The sequence below is a fragment of the Vibrio sp. RW genome (genome assembly GCF_027587105.1).
Lineage (GTDB): Bacteria > Pseudomonadota > Gammaproteobacteria > Enterobacterales > Vibrionaceae > Vibrio > Vibrio toranzoniae.
This window is the reverse complement of the sequence record NZ_JAPPTM010000020.1, coordinates 1-25,520: the sequence shown is the minus strand read 5'-3', so window position 1 is coordinate 25,520 and position 25,520 is coordinate 1. Positions and strand designations below refer to the sequence as shown.

General features: G+C 41.2%; 24 protein-coding genes. 19 read left to right on the top strand and 5 right to left on the bottom strand.

Annotated features, from left to right (window positions below; all coding sequences use genetic code 11):
- Positions 1-136 precede the first annotated feature (136 nt).
- From OCT63_RS16050 to rmf, 8 genes are all read left to right on the top strand, one after another.
- A complete protein-coding gene (locus OCT63_RS16050; RefSeq protein ID WP_161675037.1) occupies positions 137-4,978 on the top strand; it encodes an NAD-glutamate dehydrogenase in 4,842 nt (1,613 codons plus the stop codon).
- Between the two features lie 334 nt (positions 4,979-5,312).
- Positions 5,313-6,323, top strand: a complete 1,011-nt coding sequence (gene pyrD, locus OCT63_RS16045) for a quinone-dependent dihydroorotate dehydrogenase (protein ID WP_060467640.1) — start codon at positions 5,313-5,315, stop codon at positions 6,321-6,323.
- Between the two features lie 207 nt (positions 6,324-6,530).
- Positions 6,531-7,079: a cell division protein ZapC gene (locus OCT63_RS16040; protein WP_269984056.1), complete on the top strand. Its 549-nt coding sequence runs from the start codon at positions 6,531-6,533 to the stop codon at positions 7,077-7,079.
- 506 nt (positions 7,080-7,585) lie between these two features.
- Entirely contained in the window at positions 7,586-9,706 is a 2,121-nt protein-coding gene (rlmKL, locus tag OCT63_RS16035) for a bifunctional 23S rRNA (guanine(2069)-N(7))-methyltransferase RlmK/23S rRNA (guanine(2445)-N(2))-methyltransferase RlmL (RefSeq protein ID WP_046224325.1), read from the top strand.
- A gap of 26 nt (positions 9,707-9,732) precedes the next feature.
- On the top strand, positions 9,733-9,993 hold the full coding sequence (locus tag OCT63_RS16030) for a glutaredoxin family protein (RefSeq protein WP_082082779.1): 261 nt from the start codon (positions 9,733-9,735) through the stop codon (positions 9,991-9,993).
- Positions 9,971-11,887 carry an ABC transporter ATP-binding protein gene (locus tag OCT63_RS16025; protein WP_060467642.1) on the top strand — a complete coding sequence of 639 codons (1,917 nt, stop codon included), beginning with the start codon at positions 9,971-9,973 and terminating at the stop codon, positions 11,885-11,887. Before OCT63_RS16030 ends, OCT63_RS16025 begins: the two co-directional genes overlap by 23 nt.
- Positions 11,888-11,896: 9 nt before the next feature.
- Positions 11,897-13,630, top strand: coding sequence for a DUF3466 family protein (locus OCT63_RS16020; protein WP_269984055.1), 1,734 nt, complete (start codon positions 11,897-11,899; stop codon positions 13,628-13,630).
- A gap of 160 nt (positions 13,631-13,790) precedes the next feature.
- The gene (gene rmf, locus OCT63_RS16015) at positions 13,791-13,964 is read left to right on the top strand and encodes a ribosome modulation factor (RefSeq protein WP_017057234.1); all 174 of its coding nucleotides are present in this window, start codon (positions 13,791-13,793) and stop codon (positions 13,962-13,964) included.
- Between the two features lie 273 nt (positions 13,965-14,237).
- On the opposite strand, the gene fabA is transcribed toward rmf, so the two are convergent.
- Together fabA and OCT63_RS16005 are read right to left on the bottom strand one after the other, a co-directional pair.
- Positions 14,238-14,753 carry a bifunctional 3-hydroxydecanoyl-ACP dehydratase/trans-2-decenoyl-ACP isomerase gene (fabA, locus tag OCT63_RS16010; RefSeq protein WP_010440782.1) on the bottom strand — a complete coding sequence of 172 codons (516 nt, stop codon included), beginning with the start codon at positions 14,751-14,753 and terminating at the stop codon, positions 14,238-14,240.
- A gap of 70 nt (positions 14,754-14,823) precedes the next feature.
- Positions 14,824-16,476 carry an AAA family ATPase gene (locus OCT63_RS16005; protein ID WP_060467644.1) on the bottom strand — a complete coding sequence of 551 codons (1,653 nt, stop codon included), beginning with the start codon at positions 16,474-16,476 and terminating at the stop codon, positions 14,824-14,826.
- 189 nt (positions 16,477-16,665) lie between these two features.
- Here OCT63_RS16005 and matP point away from each other — a divergent pair, with 189 nt between their 5' ends.
- From matP to OCT63_RS15985, 4 genes are all read left to right on the top strand, one after another.
- Positions 16,666-17,121 (top strand): macrodomain Ter protein MatP, encoded by a 456-nt coding sequence (matP, locus tag OCT63_RS16000; protein ID WP_046224320.1) that lies wholly within the window; start codon positions 16,666-16,668, stop codon positions 17,119-17,121.
- Between the two features lie 23 nt (positions 17,122-17,144).
- Positions 17,145-17,453: a DUF3634 family protein gene (locus OCT63_RS15995; protein ID WP_060467645.1), complete on the top strand. Its 309-nt coding sequence runs from the start codon at positions 17,145-17,147 to the stop codon at positions 17,451-17,453.
- A gap of 104 nt (positions 17,454-17,557) precedes the next feature.
- Complete coding sequence (locus OCT63_RS15990; protein WP_060467646.1) at positions 17,558-17,869, top strand: hypothetical protein; 312 nt, start codon at positions 17,558-17,560, stop codon at positions 17,867-17,869.
- A 141-nt stretch (positions 17,870-18,010) separates the two neighbouring features.
- A complete protein-coding gene (locus tag OCT63_RS15985; protein WP_060467647.1) occupies positions 18,011-19,231 on the top strand; it encodes a hypothetical protein in 1,221 nt (406 codons plus the stop codon).
- A gap of 78 nt (positions 19,232-19,309) precedes the next feature.
- Here OCT63_RS15985 and OCT63_RS15980 read toward each other — a convergent pair whose 3' ends face one another.
- A complete protein-coding gene (locus OCT63_RS15980; protein WP_060467648.1) occupies positions 19,310-19,915 on the bottom strand; it encodes a DUF2971 domain-containing protein in 606 nt (201 codons plus the stop codon).
- Positions 19,916-20,238: 323 nt separating this feature from the next.
- On the bottom strand, positions 20,239-20,838 hold the full coding sequence (locus tag OCT63_RS15975) for an outer membrane beta-barrel protein (RefSeq protein WP_060467649.1): 600 nt from the start codon (positions 20,836-20,838) through the stop codon (positions 20,239-20,241).
- A gap of 507 nt (positions 20,839-21,345) precedes the next feature.
- Between OCT63_RS15975 and OCT63_RS15970 the strand changes: the two genes are divergently transcribed.
- A complete protein-coding gene (locus tag OCT63_RS15970) occupies positions 21,346-21,627 on the top strand; it encodes a hypothetical protein (RefSeq protein ID WP_269984054.1) in 282 nt (93 codons plus the stop codon).
- A 569-nt stretch (positions 21,628-22,196) separates the two neighbouring features.
- On the opposite strand, the gene OCT63_RS15965 is transcribed toward OCT63_RS15970, so the two are convergent.
- The gene (locus OCT63_RS15965; RefSeq protein ID WP_269984053.1) at positions 22,197-22,403 is read right to left on the bottom strand and encodes a hypothetical protein; all 207 of its coding nucleotides are present in this window, start codon (positions 22,401-22,403) and stop codon (positions 22,197-22,199) included.
- Between the two features lie 177 nt (positions 22,404-22,580).
- Here OCT63_RS15965 and OCT63_RS15960 point away from each other — a divergent pair, with 177 nt between their 5' ends.
- From OCT63_RS15960 to OCT63_RS15935, 6 genes are all read left to right on the top strand, one after another.
- On the top strand, positions 22,581-23,879 hold the full coding sequence (locus OCT63_RS15960; protein ID WP_269984052.1) for a phage/plasmid replication protein, II/X family: 1,299 nt from the start codon (positions 22,581-22,583) through the stop codon (positions 23,877-23,879).
- Between the two features lie 9 nt (positions 23,880-23,888).
- Positions 23,889-24,167: a single-stranded DNA-binding protein gene (locus OCT63_RS15955; protein WP_269984051.1), complete on the top strand. Its 279-nt coding sequence runs from the start codon at positions 23,889-23,891 to the stop codon at positions 24,165-24,167.
- An 8-nt stretch (positions 24,168-24,175) separates the two neighbouring features.
- On the top strand, positions 24,176-24,325 hold the full coding sequence (locus tag OCT63_RS15950; RefSeq protein ID WP_269984050.1) for a hypothetical protein: 150 nt from the start codon (positions 24,176-24,178) through the stop codon (positions 24,323-24,325).
- Between the two features lie 9 nt (positions 24,326-24,334).
- Positions 24,335-24,562: a hypothetical protein gene (locus tag OCT63_RS15945; protein WP_061033427.1), complete on the top strand. Its 228-nt coding sequence runs from the start codon at positions 24,335-24,337 to the stop codon at positions 24,560-24,562.
- A 19-nt stretch (positions 24,563-24,581) separates the two neighbouring features.
- A complete protein-coding gene (locus tag OCT63_RS15940; protein WP_061033428.1) occupies positions 24,582-24,797 on the top strand; it encodes a hypothetical protein in 216 nt (71 codons plus the stop codon).
- A 123-nt stretch (positions 24,798-24,920) separates the two neighbouring features.
- Positions 24,921-25,520 (top strand): hypothetical protein (locus OCT63_RS15935; protein ID WP_269984049.1); only part of this gene is annotated, 600 nt, incomplete at its 3' end.

Here is a 25,520-nt window from a genome sequence, read left to right as displayed (position 1 = left end):
ATAATGCTTTTACAATAAACGAATGCATTACCTTTGCTTAACTCGTTAGTAGAAGTGGGCTTTACAGCGCGAATTCAAACACCAGCTTAAGTGATCCCCCTATAATAAAATACAATTCTAATTGTGGAGTGTGACTATGACCGCACGTGAAACTGTGGTTCCAGTTTTACTTGAAAAAGTGTACAAACTCATTCAAGACAAACTTGACCTTGCTCATCGACCTCTCGTAACTCAACTTGCTCAACATTTGTTTAGTAATGTTTCTCAAGACGATTTAATCCAAAGAAACGAATCTGATTTATATGGTGCTGTAGTTAGCTTATGGCATCACATCAACGAAAAAAAACCTGACGAAATTTCTGTTCGAGTATTTAATCCAACAGTAAGTCGCCAAGGTTGGCAATCTACTCACACTATCGTTGAGATAGTGGTACCAGACAGCCCATTCCTCGTTGATTCTGTAAAAATGGCATTAACACGCCTCGATCTTTCTTCTCACCTTATGCTGCATAACCCAACGCAAATTGATCGTTCTGGCGCCGGAAATGTGGTTGGCGTGAGTAACAATAAAGGCGCTTTCCAGTCGCTTTTTCATATCGAAGTGGATCGTCTTAGCAGTAAAGCTGAAATGACAGCGCTTAAAACGGAACTACTGGATATTTTCACAGATACTAGCTTAGTTGTGAATGACTGGCTTAAAATGGTTGAAAGACTTGAAGAAGTAACGAATAAAGTTGAAAAGCAAAAAGATAGCATACCAGTTGATGGTCAGCGCTTTGATGAAACGTTGGCGTTCCTTCGTTGGTTAGGTGAACACAACTTTACCTTTATGGGCTACAAGGAATATGACCTTGTGACTGTGAATGGTGACACTGAACTGCAACCGACTAAAGAGCAAGGTCTTGGTTTGTTCGCAAATTCAGATCGCGTACGTAATGTTAAGTTGTCGGAGTTTTCTGATTCGGCACGCTTAGAGGCAAAAAAACCTTATGTACTCATTCTCACCAAGGGAAACACGGCTTCACGTATTCATCGCCCTGCTTACAATGATTATATCGGTATTAAGAAGTTTGATAAGAATGGAAAAGTAATCGGTGAGCATCGTTTTACCGGTCTTTATACCTCTGCCGTTTACAATCAAACTGTTGAAACGATTCCACTGGTTCGTGAAAAAGTAGAGCGTATTATAGAGGCGAGTGGTTACCGTGAGGGATCGTACTCTTACAAAGCACTGCATAACATTCTTGAAAATTACCCGCGTGATGAATTGCTTCAAGCTCGTGAAGAAGAGCTACTGGAAGTAGGTACTGGCGTTGTGCAAATGCAAGATCGTGACCTTCTACGCTTGTTTGTTCGTAAAGACCCGTTTGGTCGCTTCTTTAGCTGTATGGTTTATGTAACAAAAGATCGTTACAACACTGAACTTCGTCGTCAAACACAGCGCATCTTGAAGCAGTACTTTGGCTGTGAACAAGAAGTTGAATTTACAACGTATTTCTCTGAAAGCCCGCTGGCGAGAACGCACTATATTGTTCGTGTTGATAACAACAACATGGATGTGGACGTGAAAACAATTGAGCAGAATTTAATGGAAGTATCGTCTACGTGGGATGACCGCTTATCTGAGTCAATCATTGCTAACTTTGGTGAAAGCAAAGGGCTTCCGCTCTCTAAAGAGTACATGCGTGCGTTCCCACGCTCGTACAAAGAAGACATGATGCCTGGTTCTGCGGTGGCCGATATCGAGAGTTTGGAAGCATTAAGCGAAGATAACAGACTTGGTATGCTGTTCTACCGTCCTCAAGAAGAAGCAGCAGATTCGAAAGCCGTTCGTTTGAAACTGTTTTATCACAGTGACGAGCCAATTCACCTTTCTGAAGTAATGCCAATGCTTGAAAACTTTGGTCTACGTGTGATTGGCGAATCTCCTTACGAAGTGCGTAAGACCAATGGTTTAACTTATTGGATCTTGGACTTTTCAATGTTGCATAAGAGCGACAAGACCGTTGATCTTCGTGAAGCTCGTGATCTTTTCCAACAAGCCTTTGCTGCTATCTGGGCAAGAGAGTTAGACAGTGATGGTTTTAACCGCTTAGTACTTGGAGCAGGCCTATCCGGTCGTGAAATCTCAATCCTACGTGCTTATGCTCGTTACATGCGTCAAGTTGGCTTCCCATTCAGCCAACAATACATTGAAGACACATTGTCTCATTACCCTGAGCTAGCGAAAGGGTTAGTGAGCTTGTTCGGCAAGCGTTTCGATCCAAAACTGAAAGGCAGCGCGAAAGGTCAACAAGATCTTATCAAGAAGATTACGGAGCAGCTTGATCATGTAGAAAGTTTGGATGATGATCGTATCATTCGTCGTTACATGGAAATGATCACTGCGACACTTCGTACTAACTATTACCAGTTAGACGAAAACAAACAGTTTAAACCTTGGTTGGCTCTGAAAATGAGACCAAGCGAGATTCCAGATATTCCGGCTCCTGTCCCTGCATTCGAGATTTTTGTTTATGCGCCTGATATAGAAGGTGTGCATTTACGCGCAGGTAAAGTCGCTCGTGGTGGTTTGCGTTGGTCAGATCGTCAAGAAGATTTCCGTACTGAGATTCTAGGCTTAGTTAAAGCACAGCAAGTTAAGAACACAGTAATTGTCCCAGTTGGTGCTAAAGGTGGTTTCGTTTGTAAACGCCAGCACACAATGTCTGGCCGTGATGAAATCTTCGCTGAAGGTCAACGTTGTTACAAACGTTTCATTCGTGCATTACTGGATGTATCTGACAACATCATCGAAGGCGAGGTTATTCCTCCTAAGAGCGTGATTCGCCACGATGAAGATGACCCTTACTTGGTTGTTGCAGCCGATAAAGGTACCGCGACATTCTCAGATATCGCCAACTCAGTAGCTGGAGAGTACAACTTTTGGCTGGGTGATGCATTTGCATCTGGTGGCTCAAACGGTTACGACCATAAAGCAATGGGCATCACGGCTAAAGGTGGCTGGGAATCGGTTAAGCGTCACTTCCGTGAAATGGGTATCAACTGCCAAACGACAGATTTCACTGCAATTGGTGTGGGTGATATGGCGGGCGACGTGTTTGGTAACGGTATGCTGCTATCTAAGCACATTCGTCTGCAAGCTGCGTTTAACCACATGCACATCTTCATTGACCCGAATCCAGATTCAGCATCCAGTTGGGTAGAGCGTGATCGTCTGTTTAATCTGCCTCGTTCAAGCTGGGAAGATTACAATAAGGACCTGATTTCTCAAGGTGGTGGCATCTTCTCTCGTCGCGCGAAATCTATCCCTTTAACGCCTGAAATTCAGAAAATGCTGGGCACCAAAAAAGCATCAATGGCGCCAAATGATTTGATCAAAGCGATCTTGTCTATGAAAGTGGATCTACTTTGGAATGGCGGTATTGGTACTTATGTTAAGTCTTCAAACGAGACTCATACCGATGTAGGTGATCGTGCAAATGACATGCTTCGCATTGATGGCCGCGACCTAAAAGCTAAAGTTGTTGGCGAAGGTGGTAACTTAGGTATGACTCAGCTGGGTCGTATTGAATATGCGCTAACAGGTGGCCGAGTTAATACTGACTTTGTTGATAATGTTGGTGGCGTAGACTGTTCGGATAACGAAGTGAACATTAAAATCTTCTTGAACGGGTTAGTGTCTAATGGTGATCTCACCGTTAAACAACGTAACCAAGTTCTAGAGTCGATGGAAAATGAAGTAGGCGAAATCGTACTCGATGATGCCTACTGCCAAGCTGAATCTATTTCGGTTACTGAGCATCAAGGTGTTGGCTTAGTGAAAGAACAAATCCGCTTCATCCACACAATGGAAAAAGCAGGGTACTTGGATCGTGGTTTGGAATACATTCCTGACGATGAAACTTTGCTAGAGCGTGAGAAGCAAGGCCAAGCGCTAACAAGGCCAGAGCTATCAGTGCTGATTGCTTATGGTAAAATGGTACTGAAAGAAGATCTTGTGAATGATGATATTGCGAATGATGAGTTTCATGCTCAGCAACTGATGCAATACTTCCCAACTGAGTTACGCCGTAACTATCATCAACACATGGATAACCATCCGTTGCGTGCTGAGATCATTGCTACTGCACTTGCAAACCAAATGGTTAATGAGATGGGCTGTAACTTCGTGACTCGCTTGCAAGAAGAGACAGGCGCAAATATTGTTGAGATTGCAAATGCTTACGCGGCATCTCGTGAGATTTACGGTCTAGGCAAAGTTCTGAAAAGCATTCGTGAGTTGGATAACATCTCAAGTTCTGAAGCTCAATATGAGTTGCTTTATCATGTGCGTCGCACGTTGCGCCGTCTAGCGCGTTGGTTGCTAAGAAACCGTAATGGTAAGCAATCAGTGAATGCATTGATTGAACTTTACCAAGGGGATGTGGCTGCTATTACTGAGAAACTGGATGAAAACCTAGTGGCTTCAGAAGTAGAAGAGCACCAGGCAATGGCTCAGGTGTGGATTGATCAGGGAGTAACTGCAGAACTGGCCAATTCGGTGGCTCGTTTGTCTAGCTTGTACTCAGCACTGGATATATCAACAGTAGCTCGAGAAACGGGTAAAACAGTACAACAAGCGTCTAAGCTTTACTTCAACCTTGGTGACCGTTTGTCTCTGCACTGGTTCTTGAAACAAATCAATGGCCAAGCAGTGGACAACAACTGGCAAGCGCTGGCACGTGCGGCATTCAGAGAAGATCTGGACTGGCAGCAACGTCAGCTAACTGGCCAAGTGCTTAATTGCGGTTGTGGTGCCGACCTTGATGTGATTAAAGCGTTGGATGATTGGATGGAAAGTAACTCTGTTTCTCTACATCGTTGGGAAAGTATCTTGAACGAATTCAAAGTCGGTTCGGTTCATGAGTTTGCTAAGTTCTCAGTAGCGTTGCGAGAGTTGATGCTATTGAACTTAAACTGCATGTCGACAGACTAGCGATTAGATAAAAACGAAAAGAAACAAGGGCAGGCCATTAGGTCTGCCTTTTTCGTTTAGCTGGATAATGAATGACGCTCCAATTACTTCGTCGAGTCACTTATGCTTGGTCAAGTTAGCTTCTAATTGGCCGAGTTGACTGATGCTCGTTACATGAATAATAGTCAACTGGATCATTTGTTGGGGGATACGATAACGTTTGCTTAATAGTAAGCCTCTTTCTTTAGCTAACTCGATTAACTTACCTTTACAGGCAGTAATAGATTGAATAGTTGGGTAAATAAGTAAATAATATCGCCCCGTTTACACGGCGCTTTTTTCTATCGGAGGCACAATGCTTTACCGTCTAGCCAGAACTGGCTTTTTCCAACTTGATGCCGAAAAGGCACATGATCTTGCAATTCAAAATTTCAAACGCTTCACCGGTACACCTATTGATCTTTTGTATCGCCAACAATTACCTCACCGACCTGTAGAGTGCATGGGTCTTACTTTTAAAAACCCAGTTGGCCTTGCTGCCGGCCTAGACAAAAACGGCGAATGTATTGATGCATTTGGCGCAATGGGTTTTGGTTTCGTGGAAGTAGGGACTGTTACTCCTCGTCCACAAGCAGGTAATGACAAACCACGTTTGTTCCGTCTTGTTGAAGCCGAAGGTATTATCAACCGCATGGGCTTTAACAACCTTGGTGTCGATAACTTGATTGAGAACGTTAAGAAGTCAAACTACGACGGCATTTTAGGTATCAACATCGGTAAGAACAAAGACACACCAATTGAGAAGGGTGCGGAGGATTACCTGATCTGTATGGAGAAGGTATATCAATACGCAGGTTACATTGCGGTAAATATCTCTTCACCAAATACTCCAGGACTTCGTTCATTACAATATGGTGAAGCTCTTGATGATTTATTGTCTGAATTGAAAACCAAGCAATCTGAATTAGAAGCGAAGCATGGTAAATATGTCCCGCTTGCTCTTAAGATCGCTCCAGATCTAAGTGATGACGAAATCAGCCAGATTTGCGAATCATTGATCAAAAATAAGATCGATGGTGTGATCGCAACCAACACAACATTAGATCGCAGTATTGTTGATGGCATGAAGCATTGCGACGAAGCGGGTGGCCTAAGCGGACGTCCAGTTCAATCTCGCAGTACTGAAGTGGTTCGTAAACTCCACGAAGAGTTGGGTGACCAACTGCCGATCATTGGGGTAGGTGGCGTTGACTCTTATGTTGCTGCAAAAGAGAAAATGATGGCTGGCGCTAAGCTTGTACAAGTTTACTCTGGTTTCATTTACAAAGGTCCAGGCCTTGTAGGCGACATCGTCAAAAATTTATAATCTTCAAAAAGCTTTTATCCTTATAAAAGCGACAATCTGGCATCGTCTTGTTAAAAGAGACACTGTAACTCACTGAGTTGTAGAGAAAAGCGATAAGAAAGAGGAATTCATTTCCTCTTTTTTTTTGCCTATTGCTCAGTAAAATTACTGTAATTGAAGGTAATTTTGCGTTTTACCTAACGGAATGGTTCAACAGTGTGAGACGAAATGATGCTTAAACCTAGCGATACATGGAATTGGTATTATGATGATCAGCAATGTTCATTAATGCTAAACCTCGGAGAGGATATGGTTTTTAAAACGAATCTGGTCCGCAACAAGCTGGTGGACTGCGCGTTTAAAAATAATGAATTCACTGTTGATGATGCATCTGCATACCAAACCTTCAAAGAACAAATTTCTGGCTTAGATCTATCTGAGCCTCGTCAAGCTGAACTGGCACTCTATTGTGTGGCAGCAAAGCGCTTCCATAAGCCTGTACAGCCTAAGAGTTGGTTTTTCGACTCACAAGGCACTGGCCATGAATATCCTCAAGAAGGGGATATTGTACAAATGAATAACGAGCATAGCTTAGGGTATTTCATTGTATTAGAAGTGGGAGAGTGTGCGAGCCTATGTGCATTTGTCGACCTAGAAGAGTTCCTGCTGACGCCTTCAAAAGGGCTGCGCTTTGGAGACTCAATCAAAGTGATGCACGATAGAATGGTAGACGCGAATACTATCCTGCATAAAACACACATAGCGATGGTAGGTTAGCTTCTAATCTAGTATGTCATTTAACGTTCCTCACTAGACAAAACTCACAGAAACCTTCCTCATAATCGGCTTAATAGCCGATTTTTTTGTGCCTAAAAAATCTCATCTTGATAAATACATCACCTCCCAATCATATAAATAGTGAACTTATGGCTATTTTTTCACCTTAATTTCTGCCTATTTCCACTACTAGAAGTGGAAATTGCCTGCCTTTATTCCTTGTTTTAAGTCTTTTGTAACTCAATTTCATCCATAAATCCTTTCTGGTATATACCAATTTTAAGGTGAATATAAATTCACGTCACTACTTTGGTTAATAGATGGTCAGAAATGGAGTTGGTTTGATAGGTCTTGTGTCCTCAGGGGGTGTGGGTAAGCGATCGCTTCAACACTGTGCATTTGCTAGCCAGTTAGTTGAAAGATTCAATGAAAATCCGAGTTTAGTGTGATGCTCTAGTAGCAAATTCAGGTATAATCGAGCTAATTTTTATCAATAAAAGAACACTATGAATCAATATCTAGCGGTTACCTCAAACGGCCTTGAGAATTTATTAGTTGAAGAACTAACCCAACTAGGGATTACAAACGCAAAACCTGTTCAAGCAGGTGTTAAATTCAAAGCGACCAATGAGCAAATTTATCGTTGTTGTTTATGGAGCCGTCTGGCTTCTCGATTTGTACGTGTCCTTTCTGAATTCACTTGTATGGACGACATGGATTTGTACCTATCAACCACTGCGGTTAACTGGGTAAATCAATTTCACAGCTCTAAGCGTTTTGTTGTTGACTTCAATGGTACGAACAACGAAATCCGCAACAGCCAATACGGTGCGATGAAAGTAAAAGATGCCGTTGTCGATTGCTTCGAGAAAAAGTCTTTGCCACGTCCTTCAATCAGCAAAGAGAACCCAGACGTTCGTATTCACGTTCGTCTACACCGCGATAAAGCGATTCTTGGTGTTGATATGGTAGGTAGCGGTCTTCACCAACGTGGTTACCGTCCTGAATCAGGTCGAGCACCATTGCGTGAAACTCTTGCTGCAGCGATTCTTCTTCGTAGTGGTTGGGATGCAACGAAACCTTTCCTTGACCCTATGTGTGGTTCAGGCACGTTAGTGATTGAAGCGGCGATGATGGCTGCAAACATGGCTCCAGGTGTTAAACGTCAGAAGTGGTGTTTTGAATCACTAGAAGATTTTGAACCAGAGCTATGGGCTGAAGTGAAAGCTGAAGCGAATGTTCAAGGCCGTCGTGGTGTTAAGAAAGTGGAATGTAAGTTCTATGGCTACGACAATGATGAACGCATGATCAAAACAGCGCGCGACAATGCTCGTCGTGCCGGTGTTGAAGAGTTGATTGAATTCGAAGTAGGTGATGCAGCAAAACTTAAACGCCCTACAGAATTTAACGATGGTGTGATTGTATCAAACCCACCTTATGGTGAGCGTTTAGGTACAGAGCCGGGCCTAATTGCACTTTACACGGCATTCGGTGCACAGCTTAAAGCGGAATTTGGCGGTTGTAACGCGTCTATCTTCTCTAGTTCAGACGAACTACTTAGCTGCTTACGCATGCGTGCAGACAAACAGTTCAAATTGAACAACGGTGCGTTACCGTGTCACCAAAAAAATTACTCAATCTCAGATCGTCCGATGTCAGAGCGTCCGACAGGCGAGCAAGAACAATTGATTGCGCCTGATTTTGCGAACCGTCTTAAAAAGAATATCGGTAAAATAGGCAAGTGGGCTAAGAAAGAGCAATTAGATTGTTACCGTATCTATGATGCGGATTTACCAGAATACAATGTAGCGATTGACGTATATCCAGGTCACCTAGTGATTCAAGAATACGCAGCTCCTAAAGACGTACCAGAAGATAAAGCAAAACGTCGTCTAACCGATATCATCCGTGCAGCTATTCAAGTGACTGGCGTTGAAGCGAACAACGTTGTGCTTAAAGTGCGTCAGAAACAGAAAGGTCGTTCTCAATATCAAAAAATGGCTCAAGACTCATCGAACCTAGAAGTGAATGAATACGGCGTTAAGTTGATTGTTAATCTTCACGATTACCTAGATACGGGCTTATTCCTAGATCATAAGATCACTCGTCGTCGTATTGGTGAGATGGCCGCAGGTAAAGATTTCCTAAACTTGTTTGCTTACACAGGTAGTGCATCTGTTCATGCTGCTGTGGGCGGCGCACGTTCTACAACAACAGTAGATATGTCTAATACCTATCTAGAGTGGGCAAAACAGAACATGGAGCTTAACGGACGTGTTGGTCGTCAACATCAGTTCGTTCAAGCTGACTGTCTACAATGGCTGGCTAAAGAGCAGGGTTCTTACGATCTGATCTTTATTGATCCACCAACATTCTCGAACTCAAAGCGTATGGATCAATCTTTTGATGTTCAGCGTGATCACATTCAGTTGATGGAAAACCTTAAACGTCTTCTTCGTGAAGAAGGCACGATAGTGTTCTCTAACAACAAACGTCACTTTAAAATGGACGTGGAAGCTCTAGAGGAGTTAGGTCTTAAAGCTCAGAATATTTCAGCTAAAACACTTCCATTGGACTTCTCTCGCAATAAGCACATTCATAACTGCTGGTTGATTACACACAAGTAATCAAAGAGATTGTATAAGGATATAGAGTGCTGACTCTCTACAGTACAGAAGGGTGCCATCTATGTGAGATGGCATTCCAACTCACGGAACAGTTAAACATTAGCCATCACGTCAATGTTGTCGACATAGCATTTGATGATGAGCTATTTTCCCGTTACGGGGTCACTATTCCGGTACTCAAATTTGAAAGCTCTGATTGTACTCAAAGCTCAGAGCTTAACTGGCCATTTGGCTTGTTAGAACTTAATGATTGGTTAAAAAAGAATGGCATTACTTACAATTCATAACGGGCAATTAGCGTTTGGCGATCACCCGTTATTAGATCGTGCGGATTTTGCGTTGCAAGAAAACGAACGTGTGTGTTTAGTAGGGCGCAATGGCGCGGGTAAGTCGACATTGATGAAAATCCTATCTGGGAACATCATCATGGACGACGGCAAGATGCAAATCACGCAAGATGTGGTTGTGTCTCGTCTGGAACAAGATCCACCGCGTAATGAGCAAGGTACCGTTTATGATTACGTTGCTGGTGGCCTAGCGGAAATCGGTGAACAGTTGAAGATCTACCATGATCTTTTGGATCTCATCGGTACTGATCCGAGTGAAAAGAACCTAAACCGTCTTACTCGTGTTCAAGAGCAGTTGGATCATGCCAACGCATGGCGTTTCGAAGATCGAGTAAGTAACGTAATGGCGGCGCTTAATCTAACTGCTGAGACAAAACTGACCGATTTGTCTGGTGGCTGGCAACGTAAAGCGGCCCTTGCTCGTGCACTTGTGTGTGACCCAGACGTTCTACTTCTAGATGAACCGACTAACCACTTGGATGTCGCGACTATTGAATGGTTAGAAGGCTTCCTGAAAGACTTCCGTGGCTCAATCATCTTTATTTCGCATGACCGTGCGTTCATTAAGTCGATGGCAACACGCATCGTCGACCTTGATCGCGGCAAACTGAGCTCGTTTCCTGGCGATTATGAAAACTACCTATTAGAGAAAGAAGAAGCGTTGCGTGTTGAAGAAATGCAGAATGCTGAATTCGATAAAAAGCTTGCTCAAGAAGAAGTTTGGATTCGTCAGGGGATCAAAGCTCGTCGAACTCGTAACGAAGGCCGTGTACGTGCACTGAAGAAGCTGCGAGAAGAACGCATCAATCGTCGTGAAGTGCAGGGTAAAGCGGTTATCCAGATTGATGATAGTCAACGCTCAGGCAAGATTGTATTCGAAGCCGAAAATCTTAACTTTGGCTTTGAAGGCAAAGAAATTGTTAAGGACTTCAACTTCAACATTATGCGTGGCGATCGTATTGCTCTGATTGGCCCGAATGGTTGTGGTAAGAGTACGGTACTTAAGTTGCTTCTTGACCAACTTAAACCTGATTCTGGTCGCTTGCACTGCGGTACTAAACTTGAAGTGGCTTACTTCGACCAATACCGTGAAATCCTAGACCCGGAGAAGTCAGTTATCGATAACTTAGCGGATGGCAAGCAAGAAGTGACAGTCGGTGGCCGTGAGCGCCATGCACTGAGCTATTTACAAGATTTCTTATTCTCTCCTAAACGTGCTCGTACTCCTGTTAAAGCGCTATCTGGTGGTGAGAAAAACCGTCTGTTATTGGCGCGTATTTTCCTTAAGTCGAACAACTTGTTGATTCTCGATGAGCCAACCAATGATCTAGATATCGAAACTTTGGAACTTTTAGAAGATTTGCTTGCCAACTATCAGGGTACGCTTCTTTTAGTAAGCCACGATCGTCAATTTGTAGATAACACAGTGATGACAAGTTGGATCTTTGAAGGTAACGGCGTGATTGAAGAATTTGTTGGTGGCTACCACGATGCTCAGCAGCAAAGAAAGCAGGCATTAGAGTACCGACAGGTTGAAAAGCCATCAAAGCCTGAGAAAGTAGTTGAGGAAACTCCCAAAACTGCCCCAGTTAAGGCTAAACCTAAGAAGTTATCGTATAAGCTACAACGAGAACTCGAAGCGTTACCAATGCGTTTAGAAGAATTGGAAACTCAAATTGAAACTCTTCAGGAAGAAGTCAACGATCCAAGCTTCTTTTCAAAATCTGTAGAGCAGACACAACCAGTATTAGATAAGCTATCTGCAGCAGAGCAGGAGCTTGAAGTTGCTTTTGAGCGCTGGGAAGAGCTCGAGGCACTACAACAGGAAAGTTAAGAAGTAATAATGACTTGTACTAAATTTAAATTAACATCAGTTGCAGCATTGGTTTTTGCCGCAACTAACGCCAACGCTGCGCTTTACAAGGTAGTTGAAGTCACTCCTCCGATTACAGGTGCGTCTGAGATCTTTGGTGTTGCGATTCAACCTGGTGCTGCTACCGATGGAACGAACGACCTTGCATTAGGATGTTTTGACTCTGCAGCGACTAACTGTGAGGACAGTACATTTAAACTGGCTGGCGAGACACGAGATACTGTCGAAGGCATCAGTTATCGCGAAGAAGTCCCTTTCGCTATGGACGCTGCGTTCCAATACCTTCAAGAGTTCGATGACTTTGAAAACTACTGTAACCGTGAATTAAGATATTCAACATGTGAAGCTTGGGCTACAGATCATTGGAACGCTTGGAGCAAAGAGCGGACAGATCTTACTTATGTGAATGCAAAGGCTTTTGTTGAAGGTGGGGATACATTTACAAGCCGAAACACGGTCATTAACTCACTGTATGCTCAATCTGCGACAGAAGTTGAACCTTTGGGTGTTAAATCAGAAGGCGGTATCCGTAATACTGCCCTTCATACTGATTCGGTAGCTCCAGTTGGTTCTTCGGAAACTCGTGCGTGGCGAGCAATTAAAGCGAGCAATGGTACCGTTTATAATGTAGGTAGTGTTTCCGAAGACCGTGGTACGACAGATACCTCTAAACCCGATAAAGTATTTAGTTCTAAAGCTGCGATTTGGGATGGTACGACGACTAAACTAATCGATTGGGATAACAACTCTGCTTTTCCAGCGAAAACGGGTGACTTCTTTGCTCAAGGTAGTATGCGTTCTATCGCAGAGTCAAATTCCGTTTTTTATGGTGTAGGTTATAACACTACAGATGGTAGTGGTGACCTACAAGATATGGATGCGGCGGTTTTTATCAGTAAATCTCTGGACTTGTCTGATAGCAGTAACACATGGGTAACTAAATCGATTAGTGGTGCAGCGGTTAACTCGAACTCATCTGATGACTATAAGTACAGTAACTCAGTAGCGACCGATATTAACGATAGTTTGTTCGCTGTTGGTTACTCGAAGCGTAACGGCTATGTACCAGAGAGTGGTAGCGCAGGTAACAAGATGTTCGTTGTGACAGATGCGTCTGCATCTACTCCTACTGCAACATATCTTTCTGGTGGTATCTTCTTCGGTGGCTCAAGTGGTGAAGCTAAAGCTGTGAACAACTTCAATGAGTTTGTGGGTCAGATTGACGCAGAAACGACTCGTGAGGTTGATGGTAGTGAGCGTAGGCATCGTGGTTTTATCTACCCGTACAATGTCGATTCCTCGAAAGATGAGCGTCGTGTAGACATCTTTAACGGCCAAGCTTGGTGGTTAGATGATCTAACCAATGATGGTAACGTTTCTGGAAGTAACAACCAGTTCCGAATTATTGACGCAACTGACATTAATGATGCAGGTGTGATTTCAGCAACAGCTATCAAATGTACCGTTGGTGGTAAAGTTCAAGCGTATGATACAACATCTCATAACTCTTATTGTGGTGGCGCTGCATCTAACGCAGTAGAAGAAGTTGTTGCGGTTAAACTGGTTCCAATAGCTGGTGCTACTAAAGATGATATTCAAACTCGTAGTGCCGACTCAGAGAAAGTAGATCGCCAAGGTGGTAGCCTAGGCTGGTTAACTTTGACTGTGTTTGCTCTGTTAGGGTTCCGTAGAAAATTTAAATAATTTCACCTCATGAGCCCGAGTTCACAATTCTGAACTCGGGCTTTTTTTCGCCTTGAGAAAAGTGAAAAATTGATCGATTCTTAAAGTTGGAGTTACAAAAACTCCTCAAAGTTGTAATCATTATATGTTAGTAAATCAACACCCGTATGAGGACTGCACGATGAAGAGACAGAAGCGAGATCGACTAGAACGAGCACAATCTCAAGGCTACAAGGCTGGTTTGAATGGTAGGTCGCAAGAAGCTTGCCCATACAGCCAAATGGATTCTAGATCGTATTGGTTAGGTGGCTGGCGAGATGCTAAAGATGATAAGCATTCAGGTCTCTATAAGTAGATAGGGCGTAACGTATTCCAAAATCAAGGCTCCATTGCCTGTTGTTAACTACAACAGCTGGGGCTTTGTTAGTTTCTGAAAGAGATATTTAAAATGATACAGATACTAGAGGCGGGCTAGTAACTCTGAGCGCGTTATCTAGAGTCTTACTATAGCTGGTGGACATATATAGGTTTAATAAGTTCTCAGCATATTTTAATGCACTATAACTAAACTTATTGAGGTAAAAATAAAGCGGTCAGCGACCACTTTATTATAACTTTAACGATTCGATTAGAATGCTGACGTATCTTGGAAAAGGCCAACTTTCAAATCTTTAGCAACATAGATCTCTTTACCATCAACAAGTACGCGACCATCAGCAAGACCCATCACCAAGCGGCGGTTAACAACGCGTTTCATGTGGATCTCATAAGTGACTTTTTTCGCTGTAGGTAGAATTTGACCTGTGAATTTCACTTCGCCAACACCTAGAGCACGGCCTTTACCTTTGCCGCCAACCCAACCAAGGTAGAACCCAACAAGCTGCCACATTGCGTCAAGGCCTAGGCAACCAGGCATTACTGGATCGCCAGGGAAGTGACAGTCAAAGAACCATAGGTCAGGAGTAATATCCAGCTCAGCAAGAATCAACCCTTTACCGAAATCACCTTCAGTCTCAGACATTTTTGTGATGCGATCCATCATCAACATGTTCGGTGCTGGTAGTTGAGGACCTTCTGGCCATAGTTCGCCCTGGCTTGATGCTAGAAGATCTTCGCGAGTGTAAGAATCACGTTTGTTTTGCATTATCAATTACTCCGATTTTTGATAGGTGCATATTAGTGAACAGGTGTACGCTAAACAAGTCCGATCAGTACTAGACAAACCAGTTTTTAATGCGTCCAACAATTCCAATACGGTGTTCATGTCTTTCAAAGTTTTCAATACGTTCTGCTATTTTGCTCAGTACGTTTTCTTGTTCATCGTCTCTAAATGGTTTGTTCATAATCAGAGGAATAGCTTCATCTACATTAGACACAGACCAAATATGGAATTCTTCATTTTTGATGCTTTCAATGAGATCAGGTTTCAGAGCCAGATGCCTTAAGTTAGATCTTGGAAGGATCACGCCTTGTTCGCCAGTTAAGCCATTGTGTTTACACACATGATAGAAGCCTTCAATTTTTTCGTTTAGACCGCCTACCGCTTGTACGCGACCGAATTGGTCAACAGCGCCTGTAACCGCTATTTGCTGGTTAATAGGGTACTCAGAAAGCGCACTTACTAACGAGCATAACTCAGCTAGAGAAGCGCTATCTCCGTCGACTTCGCAATACGACTGTTCAAATACCACGGAAGCTGCATATGGCAGGGGATCTTCTAAGTTGAGCGAACTGCTCAAAAACGCTTGCATGATCATCATGCCTTTCGCATGAAGGTTACCACCAAGTTCGGCTTTACGCTCAACATCGGCAATATCACCATCACCAAAATGAATGACACATGAAATACGTGCAGGTTCACCATACGATATAGGGTGTCCCGGTACATCAATAACAGTCAGACCATTAACTTGACCTACTTGTTCACCCTTTGTTTCGATAATGACTTGGCCATCTCGAATATCATCAAGAGCACGCTCAGGCAGATATGATTCACGGTTGTACTTGTGTTGCTGAGCTTGTTGAACATGGTGAAGGTCAATTTCTCCGTTATTAGCTTCAATCACAGCTTCGTTCAGCAATGCGTTGTGCCAAATAGGGCACAACGGAATATAGCTTTGATCTTCGGTCTCCCTGGCGCCAGCGCTAAGAATTCCAATTAGCGCCTGTTGCGTAATTGTTGGCAAGCTATAACGTTGCTGAAGCCATTTTAGATAACCAAGATATTGAGTCAAAGTGTCGTGTGAAAGCTTGATGTCTTGTTCAATTTCACTGAATAGGCAAAAACCGGTTTGAATATCACTATCTAGATAATCAAGGTCCCCTAATTGAGATCTGTCTCCAACAACAATCAGCTTAATGTCATAAGTGAGAGGTAAAACCGGAGATTGGTTTAAGTGTTCAGGGTTACTACTGATTGGTTCTACCGCATCACCAAGGAGCGCAGACTTTAACAATAGCCAGCTTCCCGGGTTTGCCAAGATCAAGTTTGCTGAAACGATCAGGTAGCCGTTGTTTGCTCTAGCCAGTAAGCCGGGTTTTGTCGCAACAACTTTACCGTCTTTTGATTGAACCTGGTTAAACAAAGAAATAGCATTTAACGATTCAGTTTTTATTACAGGCTGTGTTTGATCATCTAAAGCAGTAACTAAAGATTCGACAATCATCTGACGATAGATAGAATTGTCTGGAGCGTTTACAAGTAAAACACGCGAAAGGTTAGATAAGCGAGTAAAACGGGTTAAGGCGTCTCTAAATCTATGTTGAATGTTTGAAAACGGGAAAGGCGAGATGTCAGGGAATTGCTCTAATTGAGCGTTATATTCGTCGTACTGAGGCGTAACATGTCGCCAATCTACTTGAGTCATTTAATTTTCTGATTACGATAATGAGGTAGGGATTATATAGAAAAACCGATCTCGCTTGTAGCTCTATGTTGTAGTTACAGTTCACTATGCCAAAATAAGTATTATCTTGGTCTATTCTTACAAGACAATAATTGTTAAACAGCCCATTATGGGTTACGCTGTCACTAGGATTAACTCTCGAGATTAGACATGAAATATCAGCAACTTGAAAATCTAGAATGTGGTTGGAAATGGAACTATCTGGTCAAAAAATGGAAAGAAGGTGAAGTGATCACCTGCCATATTGATTCAAGTGAAGCTGAGGTTGCTGTACAAGCCTTATTGAAGCTCGAACACCAACCCACAGGTGTTCTTGAGTGGATATCTAATAATATCTCTCCAGAGCTCGATAACAAGCTTAAACAAGCGATCAGAGCCAAGCGAAAGCGTCACTTCAACGCAGAACAAGTTCACACGAAGAAAAAGTCGATCGACCTTGATTATCGTGTATGGGAGAAACTTTCCCAACGAGCTAACGAGCTTGGTTGCACGCTATCTGATGCCATCGAGTACTTAGTCAGTGAAGCATCTCGTAGTGAACAAGCGAGTAAGACAGTAACCAGTCTTAAAGAAGACCTGAGTAAACTCCTTTCTGACGATAAATAATCATCAACTGTAGTGGTGACATTATGATGTACGTAATCTTAATTGGTGCAATATTGGTTTTTTGGTTGGTCGCAATTGATAGGCCAGTATTAAAAATCAAATTTAACAATGGGGCGATCGAACAAGTTAAAGGTCATCTTTCACCCAGTTTTAAACACAACCTTGAAGAAATTGGTCATAAAAATCTCTTCAAGGGAGAACTTAAAGTATATGCCAAACGCTCTGGTTATAATCTCAAGTTCACTAAAGATGTACCTAAAAGCGTTCAGCAGCGCATTCGCAACGTATTCCCGCACAATGGATTTAAATCTAAAGGTTCAAAGAGGGCGTAATTGTCGAGAACTACGCCTTACCTAGTAAACTGTCATACTAAGTTAATTCTCAACCTATCTTAACTATTAGCATACTGTTCTTAACTTCCACTAGAGAGAACAGTATGAGATATTTAGTATTCTTATTGTGTTTTTTACCTCCGACCGCATTTTCCGATGATTCACTGATTAATCCTGTAGCAAAAAAGATCAAAGCTAGCGTCATTAAAGGGCTAAACAAGAGCAATACTGATATGTATGGCTATTGTGACCTAATGATCGAGATGAAGCACTCGAAGGGATACACAAGAATCAAAAAGGTGAGGACATCGGGTGATAGCAAAGTTTGCAAACAGGCTAAAAAGCATTTACCGAAAAAGAAAAAGTTCAAATACAGTTTTCCTGAAAAGTATATCCGCCTTCATATCACGGATTGATAACCTAGAGCACTATAACTAAAATTCTGTAAATTTATTGAAACAATTTCGTGAACCAATATCTAATTTCTATTAATATTCGTTTTGTTATCAAGGCAAGATATGCCAGAAAATAAATCTTAGGGCAAAGGAAAGTCACGGTTGTTGTTAGTAAATAAAAGTTATTCCCCTGAAGTCATAGAAATCTCTAGGAAAGTCTCGATGAACGTCGAGGCTCGTTTTACCAAATGGTTAATATCGCCACAATATAAACTAGAACAATCTACGGTTGATACGCTGCTGAGTTTAGAAAATAGATATTGTGATAGTGTCATTTTTGATGAAGCCGACCGTATTTCACATAACCAACGTATTTTATTACGTTGCGAACAAGACAGAGTGAATGCACATCGCGAGAAAGTCGTCGCGAAGCAACAAACACTACGATACGTTATTGATGATGTTAGCAATGCAGCCTCGGATCTAATGCTTGATAAGCTCCAAAGCACCTTAATAAGTTCGTTGTTTTCAGAATTACCAGATTACAATCAGCTTGCTAGCGTTGCTTATTCGCCATCTTTAAACTTTGCTAAACTCCATGAAATATCAGCTAAAAGTAGGTCATTGAGTTCAAGTTTAATCGAATTTGTTTCCAATCAAGAGTTTGCCGAGAAGTATGGAAAGAAATCTAAAGTCATTCTTGATCCTAAAGTTGCAGTTCGGCAGATAGGAATAGAAAATTGTCGTTTATTGTTTCCTTTGTTAATGAGCCAGCAACTGATTAAGTGGAATGATGGCAACATTAAACATATTGTTCCTAAGGTTTGGCAACACCTAGTCGTAACTTCAAACGTTACGCGGCTTAGACTTCAAGAAACCTCTGTAAAAGATCCTAATGTTGGTATCCTGCTTGGTGTGATACGAGTTTTGCCTTTATTCTTAATTTGTAACCACTTTTCTTCAACGTTTGAAGATGCACTGGTGAAAACCATGCTGGATTACCGAGATGCAAGTGATAGGCATGATGAATATTACGCTTGTACTGAAGTTCTACCCAATACACAGTTTCTTGAAGCAATGGTCAAGCCATTGGAACTCAAGTTACTTAAAAAACTTGTCGAATTTATTGATTGGAGCCCGGACAACCAATACATAAAGCACGCACTTCTTGAGGAAGTGAATGATATTCCAACTCTTGAACGAACCGTTTGTGGTGCAGCACTGGCTCAAGGTAGAAAATTCTCTGTGTATGAATCGTTAGATAATAGTAATTTATTTAACGCCAAACATCGGTCGTATTGGTTCTCTACAGTACAAATGGCGGCTGAGACGATAGGGCAAATACAACGTAAAGTTCCTGGCAAACTGACCACAGATATGTAGAAATAGAGAGAGTCACATTTAATGTGACTCTTTTTTTGTTGCAGTGTAACTTTTAATAATATGTTTTTTGTTAACGATTTAAGCTTCGCTAACCACTTGAAAAGTAAATGAGTCTTGCTTAGCACTCGCATGTTTAACGGGAATGCCTAGCTCTTGACAAGTCATTAGGACTTTCAGCTTTCTATCAACAGGGGCGTGTTCTGAAAGAATCACTGACCTCAAGCACTCTCTATTCAGATATAATTTATGCCCAACGATCTCTTCATCAGGCAATACCCATCGATATTCTTGCTCGAAACGCCAATTTGAATGTTTGATTTTAAATAATTCGGTACCTACCTTAGTCGTTTTATCATCTTTGGGAGGTGAATTAAAAACGGTGATGTCATCTTCATATTGGACTTTAAAACAGTTAAGGTCAGCTTTGCCGTTATAATAATTAAGATCATACTCGATACACATACCCCTGAAATTATCGCCATACTGTGACCACAATATTGGGTGATCACTAGATTGAGAAAAGCACATTACTTTGAAATCGTTTTGAAGGTTTTCGTTTAGCGCGAGGTTAGATTCAAAAGGGTTATTAAAAGTTTTTGCGTAATCAAACCACAACGAGCACTCAGATATTGACTGTATATTTCTATCGTGAAGAGATCTGAACTTATAAAGCCTAGGTAACATATCAAACACCTATCTCACAAAATTGCCTGATGTTAGCACTTATAATTACAATAAGAGTGAGAATGTATTGCATTTGATTGCTTAATCACCTTGTTTATTCATGTAACTGATTGATAGATCAAAGTTTAAACAAAAATAGTAGCTTGTTTAACTGTGTGGAACTAATTAAAGCTTCTCAGATTTTTTAATAAGATACAACGTAACTTTAATCATAGAGCAAGTTACGACTATAAAATCGAAGTCGAGTAGGGAACCTGAAGATTTAAAAGCCGAACTCGAAAAGAACGGCTTAATTTGAAATAAAGCTTACGATTGAATTGAGATTAGAAATGGTACCTTGCACCGATGTAAGCCGTTTGAGATGAAACATCGACGGAGTCTATTTCCACGCGGGCATTTCGGTAACCAAGATGAATGTCGATGTTGTCTGTAAGGATCGCACCAAGCTCACCGCCAACCTGATAAGCCGCTTCAGATTTAGAGCCTGACACTCCGAATGCTTTTGCTTCCATATCCATAGAACCAACGCCAGCTAATAGAGACACATACAGATCTAATACGTCACCTTTAACAATAAACTTAGGTTTAATATTTACGAAGAAAGCTTGGCCTTCAACATCCATTATGTCGCTATAATTAACTTTTCCAATTTTGCGGTACTCGGCCTCTAATCCCAGTTTGACAGCATCGTGCGTATTGAATTCGTAGCCACCAACTAAGTTATAGCTGAAGTCTGATAGATCAGATGAATCTTCAATTGCGCTACCACGGTATTCTAATTCAGTTTCATTATAAAATCCGGCATCGATGCCAGCGTAAAAATTACCAAGGTCTTTAGAATCGGTTTCATTGTTACTAGCAAGTGTGTATGTGTTCATCCCAAAAATGGTGAATAGTGATAGGGCGATTGTACTAATTTTCATATTAAGCCTTTTATATTATTGATTTAGAGAATATCTTAACAAAACAAAGGTCTTTGAACTATTAAAAGTTATATCTAACCACCTGATTTAAAAGATTATTATAGAACTCGCCGATTTTATGCGTTCTCCAACGTAGTCGAGGCAGTGGTTTAGGTTGACGTCTGATTTCAAGTTTCTTTAAAACAATAGGTTAAAGTTATAGTTATTCGCACTTGTGTTACTTTTTCTTCAAAAAGATATTGGTGTTCAGGAACTACGAACGTGATAGCTCAAGCTTTACCGTGAATAACTTCGGTGGACTGGAATTAAAACGCTTCGGCATTAAGCTCGTGAGGTTGATGAAATAATGGAAGATCAAGTCATGAAATCTGATGAACTCCAAGAAGTCATTAACTGGTTACACAACGATGTAGATAAAGCCGTTGATGATATTCCAATGATGTAGTAGCCAAGCGTCAGTACAAAAAAGTCTTCGACAGCTTAGAGTTATTAAAAGACATGCTGCTCATGAGTGAGTCCAACAATAACTATGTACAAATGCTCGGTTATCGAGATGACACAGACCAAGTTCAATGTATGGTGTCGAATGTTGTTGGCTTAAACTTCCAAGAAGTGAATGAACTTGCTGATGAGATATTCTTGGTTGGTGACTGGTTCATGTCAGTTACAAGCGTTGATAAAGATGAAAACCACAACGTAAAAATCTATGGGCCATATGAGACAGACCAACAAGCAATGGAACATGCACGTAAAACCTTGTCAGTAACAACGTTCAGAATCTCTGTATGAGCCCAGAAAGCCCCTCAAAATCAAACTAGCCTAAGTGCGTATTATGGGTTTGAATTATGTTGAGGGTTTGCTTTGCTTAACTGAATAAGAACGTGGGTGACTAACATGCTCAATGAGGAGGTCCGCTTGTCGGGCCTTTTTGATGCTCGTTAGGAAAATCGTTGTTAGAAGTTAACCCGTAACATAATTTGCACAATACGCATTTAGAACATTCTACTAGTTACCTCTCGTTCAATATCTCAAAATCGGTCTATTGAGCATGAACCGGTAATTATATTATGCTGAAAAACTTGCCCTGGGACAGGGGGGTTGCAGAATAATATAAATTGAACCACCCCTGTATTCGCAAGCATAGCGCGCCAGTGTTTGAGCGTTAGCGAGTTTGTTATCCAATGACATACCAGTTTGTTAAAAAATAACATACTTCCACCTTTTCAAATCTCTTTATTCGTTTGTTCTCGACCTTGAGTGATGACGACGAGCGGAGCTAGCGTAGGAGGAAGAACGATAGGGAGAGTACACTATCTTTAATAGTGTACTCTTGTCCGAATTTCGGAATATTTAACGGTCTATTCTTTTTCTTTTAGCTTCAAGTTTCCTGCCTCATCTAGCTCAACTTGTATCTTACCTTCGGCAAACTGCATCAGTAAAAAGTGAACTATGTCAGGTTCTCGAACAAAATCTTTTTTTTGCATTGTTAGCTCAAAGGATCTCTCTTTTAGTGCTTCTGCTTCTATGGTTTTGATTCTAATATTTTCAATTAATGCCTTTTTCATCAGTAACTTACCCTTAAAAAATTTTCTATAACTGACGTTTTTTTACTTTTTATTTTATCTTCTACGATCATATACAAAAGCTTAGTCTATACAATAGAACTGTTGACATGAAATATGTATACAATATACGCTTGGTTTCAATGTTATTTGATAACTGTATACATACTGGTTTTTTCTATGATAGATATGCTGAAAATATCGATACCTTTTAAGCGTGAATTTGTTACTAACACTCGTGTTTCTAAGACTGGCGAATGTATTGAGTACGTTAATATTATTGAATGCTCTCGTCGTGGTATTGGTCTCGAAGCTAAGTCTGTTCACTACAAGGGTGGGGAGCTAGATAACAAATATGAAGTAGCTGATTTACGTCACCCTTATGAGTCTCTTCCTACTCACTTTACTGGTATAGCTTTTAAGATTTTTCAAGGCACGTTACATAGGGCTCCTTGCATTGAGTTAAAGGGGTCTCCCGCAAAAATTATCCAAGGCCATAACGTTTTTGGGTCTACTTCTATAGCTCTCGGCTCTGACGAAATGCTTTCAGCTTTTGTTGCTAACTATCCTGATGTTTGGGACATGCTAGAACATACTCAAGCTACTCTTGATAGCCTTGATGCTACTTATTCTGCTCGTGTTGAAAATGAAAATAAGGCAAAGCAAGTTATCCATTGCCTTAAAAATGTATCGAATAATCAGATGAGAAAAAGTGTTCGAAATGAACATGAAACGACTTGTTACTTTACTCAAAATTCACGTCATTGTGATCGCAAAGCCTATTTGAAATATCCAGAATTTAACAATCAACTTTCTAAATTGAGAGCATTACAGGCTTCTGGTGTGACTGAATATGATCGTGTTCTAGATGTTATGTCTAACCCTCGTTTAATCAACTTTGCTCGGAACCTTGTGCGTTTTGAAGCTAGTGCTCATCGTCGTTATCTCGATGCAATGGAAATACCTAAGAATTTATTACAAGCAATTAGATACCAACAAAACTACGAAAAAGACGGAAAATCACTAATTCAAGATATTTGGTTAAAAGCATTTACCCCATTACTGCAAGCTCTGGAGGGACAAAGAATGAACATATTTAATGATGAAGAAATACATAAGAAGTTAAAGCAGATTTATTTTAGAACAACCCCTAAAGGTAATGTTAGCTATTCCAAAGCTGATAGGGTTTTTCGTTTCTATCGCTCTTTGGTTGCTGATGGTTACGAATCTGTAAAATCTTCTTACTCATCAACTAGTTCCTTTTATGACCACTTAAAAGAGCTTTTAAATGCAGGTTTTAGTAAGGCTCAGATACAAAACTTACAAGGCAACGGAAAAGATAACGTAATTCCTTTGCTTCAAGTTATAGAGGTTGATTTTTCTAATCAGCGTCCTGATTGGTACGTCGAGCCAGAAATCGGCATCTTAAGTAAACAACATGGTTTTGATACTTCAAACGTAATTAGATTAAGCGCATAGGAATAAAAAATGAAAAACGGTTTATTAGTTGAAATTTTCAAAGAGAACGAAGTCATTGACCCTCGAACTGTCCCTACCAAAAATGGGCCTATGACTTTTTATAGTCAAATTGGTTATGTTGATTTAGGCGGTAAATTTCCTGTTGAGTTTCAAATCCCTTTGCAAGAGGGTCAGCCTTTTTATACGGCAGGGAAGTATAACGTTCTGATGTCTAAATCGTGTTCAGTTAGTAAGCATGGCCGTCTTGAGTTTGCTCGTGAAATGTTTTTGATTCCTGCTAATTCTTAGGTCATTTGATGGATATTGATGAGGTGATGCGTTTGCTAGATGAAAGAATAGAGTTGCTAACCAAGCGTGCTGTTTTGGATGGGAATATCCCTAAGCATGCTGCTGGTATCTTAGCGCTTTACGAATTCAAGCAAAGCATTACACCAAAAAATCAATAGGTAATATTTATGTCTATTTGTGTGACTGTTATTGATGGGATTTTGCAACAATCGTCTGGTGATGTTTGTGAATATGTCTTGGTCTCTAAAGAGCAGTTAACGCACTTGGTTGATGGTCAATTTGATTGGTCATTACTTGAATTCGACAAATCTCTTTATGAGTTCGTCGTACAACAAAGCTTAATCACGTTCATTGGTGGACATGTGTTAGGCCGAGTATTAAAACACTTTCGTTAATCCATTTAGGAAAATTATTATGATTAAACTACGTCAATTGGTTAGCAATAAAATTCTTGTTGCTTCTGTCGCTCTTACTTCTGGCTCTGCGTTCGCTGAAGGTGCAAACGAAACCGCTATCACAGCAGCTGTCGATGCGGGTAAATCTATGGTTAGTCTTACCACTTCTGGTGTAATTGGTATCGCTGCCCTTGGTTTTGGTTTGGGTATGGTTGTCGCTTGGCTCCGTAAGTAATGATTGTCTCCGTTGTTCTTGGCTCTTTAATGTGCGCCTCATTCCTTTATGGGGTTTATACCGGAGTCATAGCAGGTTGATTGATTGGGAGCTTCGGCTCCCTTTTTTCATAAGGGATATATTGTGTTTCGTCTTATTGCTCTATTATTCTTTGCTTTCACTTCTAACGCTTTTGCACTTTCTAGCGTTTATCGTTCTCAAGTTTCAACTGTACCAGTAGGTACTGTGGGGACTAGTAGTGGTCTCCTTTCGCTAGCTAAGTCAGCCGAACCTAAGCGCATTACTTCTGGTAACTGGCCCGGCAAATATATTTGTTATACCTCTTTTGCTCTTAGTAGTACCAACATTCGCGCTAACTACAATATTCACCAAGACGCTGACTGTTCTGGCTCTCGTGTTTCTAGTTCTTATCATAGGATCACTTTTGAATCGACTAGCTCTTGTCCTGCAAATAAAGAGATGAATCCAAGTACAGGACTTTGTGAAAATCCATGCGAAAAAATGGAAGGTAACGAGTTAGGTACTGTTTCTTTTCCAGAGGGTACGAGTGACGTTGTAAATATTTGTCGTAATTCTTGCCGCGCTAAGTCTGATATGTTTTTCCCTGCTGCAACTCCTCCATATGGCATCTTTACCTATACGGGTGAATCATGTGATGGTTCGGAAACTGGCGGTGGTGATACTGGTGGTGGTGATACTGGCGGTGGTGATACTGGTGGTGGT